Raw genomic sequence first — 16,657 nt, forward strand, 5'->3', positions numbered from 1 at the left:
CCTTAACTTCGTTCCGGGTTGCGTAGGACGATTACGTGGCCCCCTGTCGCCACACAGGGGGCCACGTCGACAATGCGGATCGCGTGCCCCATGAAGGGAATGCGCCGTGTCGCCGAAATGCCCTCACGCGTGATCTTGTTTTATCAGATGCCGACCGCAATACCGCATCGCCCCAACCCGCCGGGCAGCCGTTATGGCGCGCTCGATATGCCGAGAGTAAGGGGCACACATTCATTACTCACCCGAAAGAAGCTGCTCAACCGTCCACACTGCTCACAAAGTGACAGCGCAAACGATCGGGCACTACGACAGCGTGACCTCTGTGGAGTGAACTTCGAACCACAGGATTCCTGCGAATTTCCGCGTTCCACCGACGATTCCCGCGGCGACAAACTATTGTTTCACAAACGAACTGGCAGCGGCTTCCCTTTCGAGAACCGTTCGCGTTTGGCCGACCATGCGCAGCGGTGATTCACCCGGCGATTCAACGGCGGGCGAGGCGCACCGGCATGCCGTCGGCCGGGACCGGCAGCGAGGTGTTGTCCCAGCGAGCCTGGTAGCGCTCTGGTACGGACCAGGTGTAGGTCCGCAGCATCTCGTGCAGGATCGCCTTCACCTCCAGCGTGCCGAAGTGCAGGCCGATGCACTTGTGCACGCCCCCGCCGAAGGGTAGCCACGCGAACCGGTGCCCGGAGTCCTCACGCCGATGCGGGGCGAACCGCTCGGGATCGAACGCGTCCGGGTCGGTCCAGCACTCCGGGACGAAGTGGTTCACCCCCGGTGCCACCGCGACGAGAGTGCCACTCGGCAGGTAGTGCCCCAGCAGTTCGGTGTCGGCCACGGTCCTGCGCATCAGCATCGGAACCGGAGCCAGCAGCCGAAGCGTCTCCTTGATGATCAGATCGAGAGTTCCCAACCGCTCCAGCACGTCGATGTCGACGCCTTCCTCGCCGAGCGCCAGCGACTCCTGCCGGGCCTTGTCCTGCCATTCGGGGTGTTTGGCCAGGTAGTACGCGGCCGCGGTGGTGGTGATGGTGGTGGTGTCGTGCGCCGCCATCATCAAGAAGATCATGTGATTGATGACGTCGTCGTCACTGAAGCGCTCGCCTTCCGGCGTGGTCGCCTGACACAGCGCGGAGAACAGGTCGCCGCCGTTGCCCGCGCGAGTCGCGGGAAGGTGCCGCGCGAAGTAGTCCTCCAGCACCTGGCGGCCGCGCACGCCCGCCCGCCACCGGGTGCCGGGAAGTGGATAGCGCACCATCGAACTCGCGGCACGGACGGTGGCCACGAAGGCCTGGTTGATCCGCTGATGATCCGCACCGCCGCCACGTCCGCCCATGAACACGTCGTTGGCGACATCCAGCGTCAGATCCTTCAGCAACCAGTACAGCCGCACGGGCTTGCTGCTGTTCCATTCAGCGACGCTGCCACGGACCGTGGGCGCCAGTTGCCGGACGTACGCGGTCAGCCGGTCGCGGGTGAACGCGTCCTGCATGATCCGGCGGTGGGTTCTGTGCTCGTCGAAGTCGAGCAACATCAGGCCGCGACGGAAGAACTGGTCGATCAGGAAGGTCCAGCCGTCCTGCGAGTAGACCTTGTCCTTGTTGGTGAGCACCGACTGCGTCGCTTCCGGACCGGCGACGGTCACCACGCGGGTTCCGAACGCTCCCATCCACGACACAGGACCGTAGCGTTCGTAGCGGTCGCGTAGCAGGTCGTTGCCGAACCGGATGTAGTCGAGCAGGTGACCGACAAGCGGCGGGCCGTAGTCGCCAGGCACGGGCCGAAGGTCGCTGCCGCTCGGCACCGGGGCGAGGTCGCCAGCTGGCCAGCGCCTGCTGAACCGCAACAGCGCGTCGTCCACCCGGTTCGGCGCGGGCACGGCGAGCACGGTGGACAGCCGTTGGCGGGCCGCGTGGGTAGTGCGTTCGACGAGGGAAACCATCGCGACTCCTTGTCAGCGCGCGAACTCCGGAGAGTTGGACAGCGGCCCGTCGGTCTTGTCGGCGCCGCGAGCCAGGTGGCGCAGGAACCGAGCCCGGTGACCAGTCATAGCTGACGCCTCCTCGCGACATTTTTGACAGGCAGCTCAGTCAGAATGCAATCTGACATGAGCCCATGTCAAGATGTTGCCTGAGGCGGCGATCGGGGTCAGGCCACTCCGACCTCAATGGGGTGACCCGCCAGCCGCCATTCCAGCACTCCCTGCGCCGCGCGCCGTGCCGTCAGCCCGTGGGCGGACAGCAACCGAACTGCATCGTGGGCCAGCACGCAGTACTCACCGCGGCAGTAGGCGACGATCTCCTTGTCGCGTGGGAGTTCGGCCAGCCGATCCGCGAGTTCCTCCAGCGGAATGTGAACCGCGCCGGGCAGGTGACCGCCCTCGTACTCCGGGCCCGGGCGAACGTCGATGACCAGCGCGTCACCGCCGCGCAGCCGACGCAGCAGTTCCTCGGAATCGACCGCCTCGGTGTCGTCGGGGCCGAGGTAGTCACGTCGCGCCAGTTCGGTGTGCGGCCGATGATGCTGCGCGACGCGGCGCAGGTACTCCCAAAGCCGCGCGACGTCGTCGTCGGCCAGCGAGTAGTAGACACGCTTGCCGTCACGGCGAGTGCGCAGCAGTCCCGCCTCGCGCAGCGTCTGCAGGTGTGCCGAACAGCTGCTCATCCCTTGGCCGGCGGCGGCGGCGAGGTCTTCGACACTGCGCGGTCCCTGAGCCAGCAGGTCCAGCAGTTCGAGGCGTTTCGGGTGACCCAGCGCCTTGCCGACAGCCGCGAACTCGGCATAGAGGGCATCCTTCGCGGCGCGCTCACCCATCGCCTACCTCCTTGGTCCTCAGGTTCTGGCCGGACGGTGCAGGGTCTCGTACATCCTCACAGCGACGATCAGCCCCGACAACGCGGTCAACGCTGCGACGGTCCACACGGCGGCCCGCACGTCCACCAGGTCGGCCACGACGCCCGCGAGCAGAGCGCCCGCAGCGAACCCGCCGTCACGCCACAGCCGGTAGACGCCGACCGAGCGGGCTCGCCACGTGGGATGGGCCACGTCTCCGATGGAAGCGAGCAAGGTCGGATACACCAGCGCGGTGCCCGCGCCCAGCAGCACCGCGGCCACCGCCCAGCCGCCGAAGTGGTCGACGAGGGCGATCACAGCCAGCGCGAACGCCTGCAGCCACATCCCGGCCACGATCATCCACTTGCGACCCCAGCGGTCCGAAAGCGCACCGGTGAACAACTGCCCGACACCCCAGACGGCCGGGTACAGCGCGGCGAGAATGCCGATCTTGCCGACCGAAAGCCCAGCCGTGGCGAACAGGATCGGGAACAGGCCCCATGCCAGGCCGTCGTTGAGGTTGTTGACCAGCCCTGCCTGGCTGGCCGAGGACAGCGCGGGTTCGGAGAAGCTGGTCTGGCGAAACACCTCGCGATCGCGCAACTCGCTGTGCAGGTGGTCGTGCCTGCCGTCCGCGCGGGCGACGTGGTTTGCCGCCTCGAACCGTGCGTGGTCACGGGTTTCGCGCACCACGAGGGCGGAAAGGCCGAGACCGAGCGCGGCGAAGGCAAGACCGAGCAGGAACGGCGCAGGCCGAAGCCCGTAGGCCTCGGCCAGGTAGCCGGTGGCCAAAGCGGTCACGGCCACGGCCGCGTAGCCCGCCGCCTCGTTGAATCCCATCGCGAGACCACGGCGAGCCGGACCGACGAGGTCGATCTTCATCACGACGGTGGTGGACCAGGTCAGCCCCTGGCTGATGCCGAGCAGGACGTTGGCGAAGATTACCCAGCCCCAGGAGGGTGCCCAGATCAGCAGCAGCGGCACCGGGACGGCCACCAGCCAGCCTGCCACCAGGACGGGTTTGCGGCCGAACCGATCCGACCAGGTGCCCGCGAAGTAGTTGGTGGCGGCCTTGGCTATGCCGAAGACCAGGATGAACGACAGTCCGGCGGTGTAGGCGGTCAGCTCGAACTCGCGCTCGCCGAGCAGCGGCAGCACCGTTCGCTCCTGCCCCAGCATGCCGCCTACCAGGGCGTTTACGGCGACGAGAAGGGTGAACTGCGCGGCGTTGGCCCGCAGTCCGAGTTTGATCGGCCTGCCTGAGGCCCGCGATGCGGTCGGGTTCACCTGTAGGTCTCCCCGATCTCTCCCGCGGCGACCCTTCCGACCCCGGGTTCCGCCTGTGCCTGTTCGCGCAACTCGACGTCCATGGCGCCGCTACTCCGTTCCGGCTGAGGTATCCACCCGACCAGAATACATCGTTCCATGGATTGATGGATTGTTTGCGAGGGGCTCGGTCGTCCGACCTCGGCCCGAGCGGTGTTCGTTGATCACTCGGGACCCCAGCGCTGTGCCAACCACCTGCCGATGGAAGTCGCGAGCTCACGGGCGCTGGGAGGATTGCCGCGGCTGCCGTTCCCATCGAAAGCTTCAACGCGCCGCCCGGGGACAACGACCGGCAGCCGCCCTGGCTCGCGCAGTGCGGCCGCGGCGCTGATCAACGTCCGGCCCGGCGACCGCGCGGCAACCGAAGTGCTTCTTCGAAACCCCTGAGGCAGGTGGCCACCACTTCCAGCGCCGGGACAGCGGCCACTCCCGCCGGGTGTTCAACCAGGGTCTGGACCACATCGATCTGAGTGGTCATCGGTGCACGGGCTTGCCAAGCTGCCGGCCGAGCACCCGCCCGCCGTATCGAACACCTCATCGGATCGAGGGCATCCGCCCGCAGGACAGCGCTACCTGACGGCCGACAACGTAGCGCTCCTTACCGGCAGGCGTGCCGCGGCGGCAAGTCCTCAGCAGGCTCTGCCCAAGGACCTTGTGCACCGTCCGGCTTCCAGCCGTCAACCTTCACGGTGAAGCACCGCCACTCACCGTTGGGCAAGCTACCGTTTTGCCGGTCTGAACCACACGGCGAGCGCTCATCGGTCCGACAAACGGGTGGCACCCGTCGCTCCAGATCCGCCGTTTGCCGGAATCACCAGATGATCGTTATGTGCAACACTTCTTCCGGCCTGCTCGAGAAGGGGAAACGCCGCGAGCGCCCGCAGAAGCTTGGGGGATACGCATGCTGAGCCTGCGACTACTGGGACCACTGGAGTTGTCAGCCAACGGCTGTGAGCTCGACCTCGGTGGTCCGCGGCAGCGGGTCGTGCTCGCGATGCTCGCCCTCAATGCGAACCGGGTGACGCCCATCGAGCAGCTGATCGACGCCGTATGGGACAACGCGCCACCGACCACGGCGCGCGCGCAGGTGCAGATCTGCATCTCGGGGCTTCGCCGCGCCCTCGCCAATACCGGTGACAGCACCCAGATCCGCACGATAACGCCGGGCTACCTGCTTGAGGTCAAGGAACACAGCCTCGACACCGCGCAATTCAACGGCCTGCTGACGAGCGCGCGGACACACCTGAACGCCGAGCGGCTGACCGAGGCGGTCGGCACGCTTCGCAGCGCACTGGCCCTGTGGCGTGGCCCTGCACTGGCCGGCGTGCGATCAGAGCTGGTCCGCCGGGGTGCCGCGAAACTCGAGGACGCCCGACTCGGCGCCTTGATCGACCGCATCCGGCTCGACCTGGCCCTCGGCCGCCACGAGGACGTCGTGGGCGAACTCTCGGTGCTCGTCAAGGAACACCCGCTGCGTGAACGGCTCTACGAACTCCTCATGCTGGCGCTGTACCGCTCCGGTCGGCAGGCTGAAGCACTCGAGGTATGCAGGGAAGCCAGAGCAACACTGATGGAAGAGCTGGGTATCGAGCTCAGCCAAAGCGTCCGGCGGCTCGAGACCTCGATCCTCAATCGGGACCCTACGCTGGACATCGAACCGCCCGGTCAAGACATCGGGCGGCGAGACAGCATCTCGACAACAGCTGGACACCCGGTCGTACCACGCAGGCTACCGCCGAGCATCGCCGACTTCACCGGCAGGCAGCCACAGCTCGCCGAGATCAAACGAGTACTCATTGATGGGCATGCCGACGAGGCCCACCACGGGATGCGCATCGTCGCGATCTACGGCAAGGGCGGCGTCGGCAAGTCCACCTTGGCACTGCGGGCGGCACACGAACTGCGCGAGGTCTACCCCGACGGCCACCTCTACTGCGACCTCAGTTCACCCGACGGCCACGATCCCGTGCGCGAGTCGCTCGCCAAACACCTGCGTGCCCTCGGTGTCGCGAGCAACGATATCCCGGACGACAAAGCGGAACGCGTCGAGCTCTACCGCAGCCGGACCGCCAACAAGCAGGTACTCGTCGTACTCGATGGCGCGACAAGCGAATCCCAGGTCGTCCCGCTGCTGCCCACCGGTCCGGGCTCTGCCGTGATCGCGACCAGCAGGACACCGCTCTCCGCGCTGCCAGGCGCACGCCTGATCTCGATCGACGTTTTCGGTATCGACGACGGCCTGGAGATGCTGAGCAAGGTCATCGACAGCAAGCGGCTCGCAGACGAGTATGACAACGCCGTCGAGCTGGTGACTCTCTGCGGCGGCCTCCCCCTGGCCATCCGGATCGCGGGCGCGCGGCTCGCTTCCCGCCCCCACTGGCGAATCGGCACACTGGTCGACAGACTGCGCAGCTCAACTCGCAGACTCGATGAGCTGACCTTCCGCTGCATGGCATTGCGGTCCAACATCAGCCTGAGCTACGGCATGCTGCCGCCGAGTGCCCGCGCCCTGTTCCGGCGGTTTTCCCTACTGGCGACACCCGATTTCCCCGCGTGGACGGCTGCCCCGCTCCTGGACATCGACCCGTTGGAAGCATCCGAAATGGTCGAGCGCCTGGTTGAGGCGCAGCTGCTGGACACCGTGCAGTACCCGGGCGAAAAGGTGCGCTACCGCTTCCACGACCTCATCAGGGTCTTCGCGGCCGAGAAGCTGGCCGACGAGGAGTCCCGGGAGGAGCGTTTCAATGCCGTCGAACGGTTGCTCGGCGCATGGCTCGCCCGCGCTGAGCATTCACACGCTGTGGAATACGGCGGGCATTACACGATCCTGCACGGAAACGCACCTCGCTGGGACGGCGCTCGTGAACTCGAGCGGATCGACCCGATGGGCGAACCGATCGAGTGGTTGGAGGCGGAGCGGCACTCGCTCGTCGCCGCTGTCCACCTCGCCGCCGAGTACCAGCTGACCGAGGCGTGCTGGGATCTCGCTCTCGCGGCCGTCACACTTTTCGAGGTCAAGGGCCGTTTCGATGAGTGGCGCGAAACCGCCAACTGCGCGCTGATCGCCACCCAGGCCGCCGGTAACCGACGTGGCCACGCCGCGATGCTGTACTCGCTCGGGACGATGCAGCTGTTCCAGAACAGGCTTGCCGACGCGGAGAAGTGCTTCGCTTCGGCGTTGGAGCTCTTCGAGGCCGTCGGCGACGAGCACGGCTGCGCACTGGTGACACGGAACGCGGCGACCGTGGACCGGATGCGCGGCAGCCATTCGCGGTTGACGCGTCGATACCAGACCGCGCTGGAGAGCATGCGCAAGGTCGGAGATCCCGTCGGGGAGGCGCACATCCTGCAGAGCTTGGCAAAGCTCCGAATCGACAACGGCCAACCGGACGAGGCGCACGAGATGCTGAAGACCGCGCTCGACCGGTTCCGGCAGGCAGGGTACCTGCGCGGTGAGGCTCAGGCGCTGACCAGATTCGCCGAGCTCTACCTACTCACCAACGACCCGGAGCGGGCACACAACACGCTCAATCGAGCGCTGCGGATCATCCGCGACATCGGTGACAAGATCGGCGAAGCACACGCGCTGTGCCGGTTGGGCGTGGCCCGGCAGCGGACCGGGCGGCTGGACAATGCGGAAACGGCGCTACAGTATGCCCTTTCGCTCGCCCAGCAGACAGGCCAGCGCATGGTTGCCGGCCAAGCACACTACACGCTGGCCCAGATCGCGCTCGTCAGAGGTCGCAGCAGCGCCTGCGCGGACCATGCCGAGCTGGCGCACGAGTTGTTCACCGAACTCGGCTCGGTCATCTGGCGGGCGAAGGCTCTGATTCTACGGTCTGATGTGCACCAGTCTCTCGGTGACAATGACAGCGCCGCCGAGGCTCTCGACCAAGCTGTCGCGCTGCTCGACACGGTGAAGTCCGCCGAGGCCAACCGGTTACGCGAGGAAATCGCCCGCTGCCGATCCGACACCGCCTGCGGCCACTCAGCTCCTACACACCGGTCCGCGTAGGCGAATCGGCTGCCGTGCCTGCTTCTCCTCGACAAATGCTTCGAACGGTCGAAACGGTGGGTCCGCGTCACAATCGGTGCGGAGCTGGAAATGGTTCCGGCAAACTGGCACCCGACCGACCAGGCTCGACTGCCGTCCGCCTTCGGCGTGCGCGGGCCGATATGGCAGCAGCGAAGTCACGGCCGTAGGCGGCCTCTGTCGATCGGCTCGCTGCTTGCACACCGCATGACGTCACCGGCAGTTCCAGTCACAGTCGTCGGCCCCGCTTCGGCCCGGCGAGCGGGCGCCCGCCGCAGCTTCCTTCATGTCGAACCTCCGCACCGCATCCCACACCCGTACCAACAGGCTTTCCAGAACCATAGGACAAGGCCCGGGCTTCCATCGAACTTCGGTCCGCCTAGCATCTTCCATAGCCTTTCGATAGCGAACGAAATGGGCTTTCGATTGCGCACTTGGGAATATTGACAGCGTGATCCATACAGTGTATGGGCCCTCAGTAGGGCTGCCGCCACGCCCCCGCGGGCCACCAGCGCGTACGCCTACCTGATGACAGAAGCGCGCCGCTACTCACCCGAGCCGCCGGCCTGGTCCCCGGGCTGGCCGAAACCGGCGCTCGCCGGGCAAGGGCGCCCGAACAGCCGTACCGGCTACCCCAAGTGCCACCCAATCACGATTGCCGATCCGATGAATTGTCAATTTCGTAGCCGCCGTCATACCCGGGCCCGCAGCTCATTGCGCGAGAATCGCTTCGTTATAACGAGCGTTTACCTCATGATTGCTCTATTTCAACCAGCAGTACTTGACATCACTACGCGGCACTGTCACGATTTTCTCCGGATTCATATGAGCAAATTCAGTCGCATTACTCGCGAGCTTATTCCACGTCAATTCGAACCGGGGGCTGCTGCCTTTCGCCGGGCAACGGTCGATCGAAAGGGTGTCTCATGCGAGTTGAGGTCAAGGTTCTCGGCCCTCTGGAGGTTGACGTGGGTGGCGTCTCGATCGTGCCGACGGCAAGCAAACCGTGTCAGGTCCTGGCCATGCTGGCACTCAAAGCCGGCTGTCTTGTCACCACCGCCGAACTGACCGAGGAGATCTGGGGCAGCACACCGCCGCGGAGCAGCGTCGCGACCCTCTACACCTACGTGCTGAAGCTACGCCGCAGGCTCCAGCACGCACTGGCGCCGGACGGCAAGAGCAATTCGAAGGAAGTCCTGATAACGCTGCGCAACGGATACCTGCTCGACGTCGACCCTGAAAACGTCGATGCGGTCAGTTATGAACGGCTGTCGGCGGCCGGACACGATGCGGTCAACCAGGGCGATCACGAAGCCGCGTCGCGAATGCTCGGGGAGGCACTTCGCCTCTGGCGAGGACCTGCCCTCGCCGACGTGCCAACCGGCTCGCAGCTGACCATCGAGGCGACGCGGCTGGAGGAGAACCGTCTCGGCGACCTTCACCTGCGCATCGACGCGGACCTGCGGCTGGGCAGGCATCACCAACTCCTCGGCGAACTCGCGACGTTGTGCGCGCGACACCCGCTGATGGAGAACTTCTGCGCGCAACACATGATCGCGCTGTACCGATGCGGAAGGCAGAACCAAGCGCTGGAAGCGTTCCGCCGGTTGCGCAGCGAGATGATCACCCAACTGGGCTTCGAGCCATCGCTGCGTCTTCGGCAACTACATCAGATGATCCTCACCGGGGACATGACTCTCGATCTGCACGGCGCACCACAGAACTGACCGTCGGCCGAACCGCCCGGCAAGGAATCTCACGATCATGGCCTCGACGTCGCTCGTGCCACCACAGCCCGACAACGGAACCGCCACCAGCGCTACCAGCGGTACCTGCACGGCGACTCGCGCCGAACGAATTACCGGCAGCCAGACCCGTAACCGCGACCGAACATTGCCGTCGGCCGCGAACTCGACCGAACAGAGCCGAGCTAGCACACGACTGACCCGACGATGGTGGCGACATCGAGCAGGGCGTGAGCGTCGTTGTCGGCGAATACGAACACCGTCTACATTGCATTCGGCGAGTCGGAGCAGCTCTACGAATTGGTGCAGCGTAAATGGACAAGTTTATAGAATCTGCCGTAACGCGTGTCATCTGCTCAATTCAAGAAAACCTGGGGGAACAGATCACTATCGACGACATGGCCCAGACGGCGATGTTCAGCAAGTTTCACTTCACACGGATATTCCAGCGGGCGACAGGCGTCTCGCCCGGGCGATTCCTGTCCGCGTTGCGACTGCAAGAGGCGAAGCGTTTGCTGCTGACAACCTCGATGACCGTAGCCGATATCAGCCACCTGGTCGGGTACAACAGCATCGGCACCTTCAGCTCCCGCTTCCACAGCAGTGTCGGCGTCTCTCCCACCGCCTACCGGCACCACGGCGGGCTGCTACCGCCGCCGCCCGCCGCGCGGACGGCGGATGCCAAGAACCCGGCCACCGTACGCGGCAGGCTTTCGCATTCACCCGGCTGTCGAACGGACCAAGTCATCCTCGGGTTGTTTTCGGACCGTATCGCACAAGGTGTGCCGGTGAGCCGGGCGACGCTGCGCGGCGCCGGAGCTTTCGAGCTTGCCGACGTGCCGGAAGGGACCTGGCACCTGCTCGCCCACGCCTCGGTGTGCAGCATGGACAACCCGGCGCACCGGCAGCTTTACGTCGCGGCGTGGGGTCCGATCGAGGTGACAAGCGGCATGCAACTCGGTGACATCGACCTGTGGCTACGTCCGAAACGGATATTCGATCCGCCCATGCTACTCGCTCATCTGGACACCGCACTTCGCACCACGCTGCCCGACGACTCACCCGAGAACGGAATCTCCGCTCCCGCTCGCCCGGCCGCGTAACCGCGAGGGACGCAAGATGGAGACGCAGTTGCGCGAAAGCGGCACACCTGTCCTGCGCGGCCCCCGCCTGCCACGACATGAAGCCTATCGGCACATACGCCGAAATGTCGCCCGGCTTCTTTCCGGCATCGCGGCGGATACGAATCCTCCGGTACCTGCGTGTCCACAGTGGCGTTTGGACGAGCTTCTCGCGCACTTGGTTCGGGTCGCGGCCACTGCTGGTGGCCACCGTCGATCCTCTATCACCGAGATGTTTGATGCCGAGCACGGTCCGCCGGATGCCGGCAACGGCCGGGCAGACCTGCTCCGCGTATGGGAAAGGCTCGGAGCCGACGTCGACGCGATGCTCGCAGGCCGCGGTGGTCGTACCGGAAGCATTCTGGTCATGGACGCGTTCAGCCACGAACTGGATATCCGCTATACCCTCGACGCCGAGCCAACCGCCGACCACCCTGCATTCGCGTGTGCGTTCGAGGTGGCCGCTGCCGGGTTCGCCGCCACAGTGACCGCGCACCAGCTTCCCGCCCTGCGACTCGTGGCGACCGATTCGTTCGGCACCAGGTGGACGATCGGAGCAGGCAAGCCGGCCGCGACGGTCACGGCGGGTCGACTCGACCTTTACAGGTCACTTACCGGCCGGCGCAGCCACGACCAGATCACCGCCCTTGGCTGGGATCGTGACTCGCACCGATGGTTGCCTGCCTTCACCTGGGGACCGTTCACTCCACCGCCCGCACCGGTGGAACCGCTGCAGACCGTCGACCGCCTTCCGGCGCGGTAGGGCCCGCATGAGCTGGTCAACCGCCGACCCGGGAGCCGGAGCGTTCTTGGCGAGATACCGCTGCCGCCCGCCCACGCGAACGGTGCCGCTCAAAGCCGTTCTCGTCCTGTTCCGAGCCGGCTGCAATCGGGATCGAAGAGGTTCAGTCTCGCAAGAGCCTCCGCCGAATTGCGCACCGACTCGCTTGCTGCCAGCGAGTTGTCGCCAGCACCCACCATGAGCATGACGACCTGCGTCTCGAAAACCAGGTCGGCCGGGTACGGCTCGATCAGGTAGCCGCCTATCTCCAGCGTCGCGATACCGTGCATGGCGAGCCAGAAGTGGTGCGCAAGAAGCATCGCGTCGCGCTCGTGGAAACGGCCGGACTCGATGCAACGACCGCAACACTCGACGATCTTCGAAAGGTTGAAGCGACCGTAGTGGCGGTCCTGCTCACTCAGCTTGAAGCTGGCCAGAGTTCGGCCGCCGAACATCACGGAGTAAAGGTGTGCGTTCGCGGTCGCCACCGCTCGGTACACCCGCCCGTACAGTGCCAGATCTTCAACAGGGTCTGCCGACCGGCCGATACGGTCGAACTCGCGCGCCAACCGGTTGAATCCTTCTTGTACGACCTCCTGAATCAGACCGCTCATGCTTCCGAAATGCGTGTAGACGCTCATCGTCGACGTACCGGCTGCCGCGGCCACCCGCCGGACGGATAACGAGTCCGGACCATCGTCGGCGAGCAAGCGAGCGGCGACCTCAATCAACTCCGAGCGTGCTGAATGATGGCGGCTACGTCGGCTCATGTTGACGATTCTGCACGCCACAGCTATCGTACTCGTATCTGGAACCCGTTATTAATCTTGCCCTGCGAAATACGTTCTGATAGCGATGCGAAAGCTACCCATGAGCGACTACATCCACGAAGGCTTTGCATCACCACAAGCGGCATTCAGCCTCCGTACCGGCAGCGATATTCTGGGTGATTGGTCGGCGACAGCCACCCACCGGGAACGGGAAGCCGTATACGCGGCGCTTTTCTCCATGGTCGACGGATCGCTGTTTCACGCATACGAGGTCATGGACGATTTTCAGCTACCGAGCGAACTGTTCGTACTCGTCCCGAACCGCCTGGTCATCAAGATCCGGATAAACTTCCTCGGGTCGTTCAGTATTGTTCGAATAGGGTACCGGGAGGAGTTCTCCGATCTGTTCTTCACGCGACGAGAAGGTTACGGGTAAGAAGGGTCAAGGGCGGTACGCCAGCATCGCGCCGACTACGAAGTCGGCGTACTCCTGGGCGACGATGTCGACGTCCGGCAGCACTTCTATGTCGGCAAGACCGGCGGCGGCAAGGGAGGCCCGCCAGGCGGATGGCGTCAGGAAGCCGTGTGTCGGACGCTTCACCGGATCGGTCGCGACGTCGACAAAACTGTCCAGGAAGGTGAAGATGAACTCCGTATAGACCGGGGTCCTTCGTTGTGTCGGACGCATGCATTCCGACACGACCAGCGCGCCACCCGGCTTGAGCGCCCTCACGGCTTCTGCGAGCACGAAATCCAGATCCGGTGCCACGTGGAAGCAGTTGACGGAGTAGACCACATCGAAGCTGGCGGGCTCGACACCTTGTTCCGCCCACGGCTTCGTCATGTCCACCCTGGCGGACTCCACGAGTGTCGACGGGTCCGCGGCCGCACGGGCAACACGCTCGCCGTACCGCGCGAAGGTCTCGGCCACCTCGGTGAACCGGTACCTGGTTACAGCCGGACCGAATGCGGTCAACACGGCCTCGGCGGCACTGCCGCAACCGCCACCGATCTCCAGTATCTCGACAGACGTGTTCGGCGACGACGCGACTCGAGACAGCGCCTGCGTGCCAACGGCGTTGTTGATCGCGTACAGCGGGTTTTCGTTCGAGAAGTACCGTTGCCACAATCGCAGTTGTGCCGGCCGGAACAAAATCTCGTCTCCGGTCGCCTCGCCACGGAAGAATCGCGGTGACTCCTCGACCAGGGTACGTACGATCTCCACGGCGGGGGCCGTACCCGGATCGATACCAAGGAGTTCGTCGGCGACGCTGTCGAAATCCTCGCCCGGCACCGCATCGGCGACGTAGCGGTCACCGGCACGGTACAGCACGCCGCTTCCCACCAGTTGCTCGTACATGAAGGTCAACGGAATCGTTCGACGCCACGGGATCGACAGCGCGTTCTTGATCTCCGGGACCGTAACTCCCTCCGACGACGGCAGTGCGCCGATGCCATCGAGAATGCGGTGTGAAGCCGCATCGACCAGTCGAGCGAACGACTCGCTCGCGGCCACGAACCGAGGGGTGAACAATTCGCGAACGTTCGGGTCAGTGATCGCTTTGCGTATTCTCGTGAAGCCGTCATCGGCCGTCTTCGGCGCTGATTCCGTCATAGCTCCTCACAGCTCACGCGGCGACGTTGCCGGACATCGGCCGCGTCTCGACGATCAGGGGCAGGCCGCCACCGAGTCGCAACGACATCATCGGCTCCGGGACCACACGGGATGGCGGGTGCTTCCGGAACCGCAGCTCGCGCAGCAACGTGGCGATGATGAAGGTGGACTCGAGCATGCCCAGGTGGTTACCGACGCAGAACCGGGGCCCCGCTCCGAACGGCAGGTACGCGTAGCGAGGCCGGTCAACGGTCCGATCCGGTGCGAACCGGTCCGGGTCGAACCGCTCCGGGTCCACCCAGTACCTCGGGTGCCGGTGCAGGGTGTACGGGCAGATCAACACTTCGGCGCCGGCCGGGACGTGATAACCACCCACCGTGTCGTCTGCCAACGCACGGCGCGGCAGAATCCAGACCGGTGGGTACAGCCGCATGGCCTCCTGCAGGACCATGTTCGTGTACCGCAGCGCCCTCAAGTCCTCATAGACCGGGCGCCGGTCGGCGAGGACCTCGCTGACCTCGGCGTGCAGTCGATCCGCCACCGCGGGATGCCTGCTGAGCAGGTACATCGTCCAGCCGACGGTACTCGCGGTCGTCTCGTGTCCGGCCAGCAGCAGCGTAACGAGCTCGTCCCGCATCCGGCGATGGCCAACCCGCCTGTCCGGTTCCCTGGCCGTGGAGGTGATCAATCGTGTCAACACGTCGTCGCCGGTCTCAACCGGATGGGCTTTGCGCTGTGCCACCAGGCTCTCCACGATCCTGTCGAGATCGGCACGCGCCGCTCGGAACGTCTTGCGTCGCTTCAGCGGCAACCACCTGGGTACAACACCGAGTGTCTCCATCTCGAACATCGCTTGGTTCTGCACGGCCTCGAACGAGTGGTTGACCGAATCGAACGCACTGAGATCGGCCTCGAGGAGGGTCGCGCCGAGCACCCCGAGAGTCAGCGAAGTAATCTCGGACAGCACGTCCACCGGCTTTCCGCTACCGGCGTGCCGACGCAGCCGCGCCACCAGGTCGAGTGCCTCGTCGATGATCACGTCGGCCCGGGCGGAGATGCGCCTGTGCTGAAAGACCGGTTGGATGGTCCTGCGCTGTTCCTTCCACAGCGCCCCCTCGCTCGTCAACAACCCGTCGCCGAGGGCGCGCTTCGCCTCGGTGTATCCGATTCCCTTGTGGTAGTTCGCCGCGTTGTCGGCGAGCACGTGTTTGGCGTGGTCCGGGTGGTTGAAGATATAGAGTTGCTTCGGGCCGATGGTCACCCGAACCGCGTCACCGTACTCCCGAACCGCCCCGCTCATCAGACCGAGCCGATCCGCGCGCAGATCGCGCAGCAGCTTGAACACCGCCCGGCGCGGCGGCCCAGGGGGCACCGGGCGGACCCGGGCAGTCATGCCGCGGCCGGGCGAGCCGCCTGCCCGCCGGTGTCGGAACCGCTACCGTCGTCGACCACCGCCAGCCGGTCTCCTTCGGTACTCAGTACCTGCTCAGCCTGGCGCTGCCTACGTGCCTGCTCCACGAAGTGCACACCCCACAGGAACATTCCCCGGATCAGACACACGATCGCGGTCGCGAAGAACAGGCCGTAAGCGATATGCGCGATCATGAAAACCCCGTATACCAGCGCTACCCCCGCCCCGAAGGCGAACTGCGGTGCAGGCTTCGACGGCGTGGTCCCCGGGTCGGTGACCATGTAGTTCGTGTAAAGCACGAACGCGACTCCCGTCATGACCGCCAACGCGCCGGGAATCGACGTTCCGAAAACCAGCCCGCGAAGCACGGCCTGCAGCGCGAAGAAGCTGAGCCAACCGAAGATCAGCCACATTCGGCCGGTCAGCTTCGCGTTGAGTATCGTGCCGCTCACCGCGATGATCCCCACGATGATCCAGCCACCCACGTCGTTGACGTGTTCGGTGAAGTGGTAGGGCGGCGCGATGCTGGCCCACGGAAAGAGGATGAGCACCAGCAAGATCCCGAGGTTGGACGGATTCATGTAGTGCCGCAGCTTGCCGCGCACCGGGGCACGCAGGATCCACTTGGCCGACACCGCCAGTACCACCGCGAACATCATGACGGAGATCCGGTCGTGAACGTAGATCAGCATGTTGAGCGCGAGACTGGTGATGTGGGCCGGGTAAAGGAACTCGAGCAACCCCTTCAGCCCGCCACCGCGAAACCGCGGCTGCCTGCCCTCGACCCGCGCACCGATCATCTCGAACACCAACTCGGTGACATAGCCGGTGGCTACCGCCACGAACGGCCAGGCCCACGGCTGCTCGAAGCCGAGGAAGAGGTACCCGGCGATATTGAAGATCGTGATCGAGATCGCGAACCTGCGTAGCGCGATCACGATCTTGGGATCGTGCCCTCGCGGGCGGCTGCCCGAAGGCGGCCGGCCACCTGCCTTGGCTTGCGCGACAACCATTTTCCCT

The 16,657-nt window shown here is 65.2% G+C and carries 12 protein-coding genes; 5 read left to right on the plus strand and 7 right to left on the minus strand.

Annotated features, from left to right (window positions below):
- Nucleotides 1-484: 484 nt before the first annotated feature.
- The 3 genes from SACMADRAFT_RS22270 to SACMADRAFT_RS22280 all read right to left on the minus strand — a co-directional run bounded on the left by SACMADRAFT_RS22270 (nucleotide 485) and on the right by SACMADRAFT_RS22280 (nucleotide 4,122).
- Entirely contained in the window at nucleotides 485-1,945 is a 1,461-nt protein-coding gene (locus SACMADRAFT_RS22270) for a cytochrome P450 (protein ID WP_009156110.1), read from the minus strand.
- Between the two features lie 206 nt (nucleotides 1,946-2,151).
- Entirely contained in the window at nucleotides 2,152-2,817 is a 666-nt protein-coding gene (locus SACMADRAFT_RS22275; protein ID WP_009156112.1) for an ArsR/SmtB family transcription factor, read from the minus strand.
- Between the two features lie 18 nt (nucleotides 2,818-2,835).
- Nucleotides 2,836-4,122, minus strand: coding sequence for an MFS transporter (locus tag SACMADRAFT_RS22280; protein ID WP_009156113.1), 1,287 nt, complete (start codon nucleotides 4,120-4,122; stop codon nucleotides 2,836-2,838).
- A gap of 940 nt (nucleotides 4,123-5,062) precedes the next feature.
- Here SACMADRAFT_RS22280 and SACMADRAFT_RS22285 point away from each other — a divergent pair.
- From SACMADRAFT_RS22285 to SACMADRAFT_RS22300, 4 genes are all read left to right on the plus strand, one after another.
- A complete protein-coding gene (locus SACMADRAFT_RS22285; protein WP_009156114.1) occupies nucleotides 5,063-8,176 on the plus strand; it encodes an AfsR/SARP family transcriptional regulator in 3,114 nt (1,037 codons plus the stop codon).
- 944 nt (nucleotides 8,177-9,120) lie between these two features.
- Nucleotides 9,121-9,921 (plus strand): AfsR/SARP family transcriptional regulator, encoded by an 801-nt coding sequence (locus SACMADRAFT_RS22290; protein WP_009156115.1) that lies wholly within the window; start codon nucleotides 9,121-9,123, stop codon nucleotides 9,919-9,921.
- A 416-nt stretch (nucleotides 9,922-10,337) separates the two neighbouring features.
- Complete coding sequence (locus SACMADRAFT_RS22295) at nucleotides 10,338-11,042, plus strand: helix-turn-helix transcriptional regulator (RefSeq protein WP_332307164.1); 705 nt, start codon at nucleotides 10,338-10,340, stop codon at nucleotides 11,040-11,042.
- A gap of 16 nt (nucleotides 11,043-11,058) precedes the next feature.
- A complete protein-coding gene (locus SACMADRAFT_RS22300; RefSeq protein WP_157617298.1) occupies nucleotides 11,059-11,823 on the plus strand; it encodes a maleylpyruvate isomerase family mycothiol-dependent enzyme in 765 nt (254 codons plus the stop codon).
- Between the two features lie 89 nt (nucleotides 11,824-11,912).
- Here SACMADRAFT_RS22300 and SACMADRAFT_RS22305 read toward each other — a convergent pair whose 3' ends face one another.
- The gene (locus SACMADRAFT_RS22305) at nucleotides 11,913-12,611 is read right to left on the minus strand and encodes a TetR/AcrR family transcriptional regulator (RefSeq protein ID WP_040925836.1); all 699 of its coding nucleotides are present in this window, start codon (nucleotides 12,609-12,611) and stop codon (nucleotides 11,913-11,915) included.
- A 100-nt stretch (nucleotides 12,612-12,711) separates the two neighbouring features.
- Here SACMADRAFT_RS22305 and SACMADRAFT_RS22310 point away from each other — a divergent pair, with 100 nt between their 5' ends.
- Complete coding sequence (locus SACMADRAFT_RS22310) at nucleotides 12,712-13,047, plus strand: DUF6235 family protein (protein WP_050998223.1); 336 nt, start codon at nucleotides 12,712-12,714, stop codon at nucleotides 13,045-13,047.
- Between the two features lie 6 nt (nucleotides 13,048-13,053).
- On the opposite strand, the gene SACMADRAFT_RS22315 is transcribed toward SACMADRAFT_RS22310, so the two are convergent.
- The 3 genes from SACMADRAFT_RS22315 to SACMADRAFT_RS22325 are packed head-to-tail and all read right to left on the minus strand — an operon-like array spanning nucleotide 13,054 to nucleotide 16,650.
- A complete protein-coding gene (locus SACMADRAFT_RS22315) occupies nucleotides 13,054-14,226 on the minus strand; it encodes a class I SAM-dependent methyltransferase (protein WP_009156120.1) in 1,173 nt (390 codons plus the stop codon).
- Between the two features lie 13 nt (nucleotides 14,227-14,239).
- Nucleotides 14,240-15,619 (minus strand): cytochrome P450, encoded by a 1,380-nt coding sequence (locus SACMADRAFT_RS22320; RefSeq protein ID WP_009156121.1) that lies wholly within the window; start codon nucleotides 15,617-15,619, stop codon nucleotides 14,240-14,242.
- Entirely contained in the window at nucleotides 15,616-16,650 is a 1,035-nt protein-coding gene (locus SACMADRAFT_RS22325; protein WP_009156122.1) for a hypothetical protein, read from the minus strand. The genes SACMADRAFT_RS22320 and SACMADRAFT_RS22325 overlap by 4 nt, the downstream gene beginning before the upstream one ends.
- Between the last annotated feature and the right edge of the window lie 7 nt (nucleotides 16,651-16,657).

This window comes from Saccharomonospora marina XMU15 (assembly GCF_000244955.1).
Taxonomy (GTDB): domain Bacteria; phylum Actinomycetota; class Actinomycetes; order Mycobacteriales; family Pseudonocardiaceae; genus Saccharomonospora_A; species Saccharomonospora_A marina.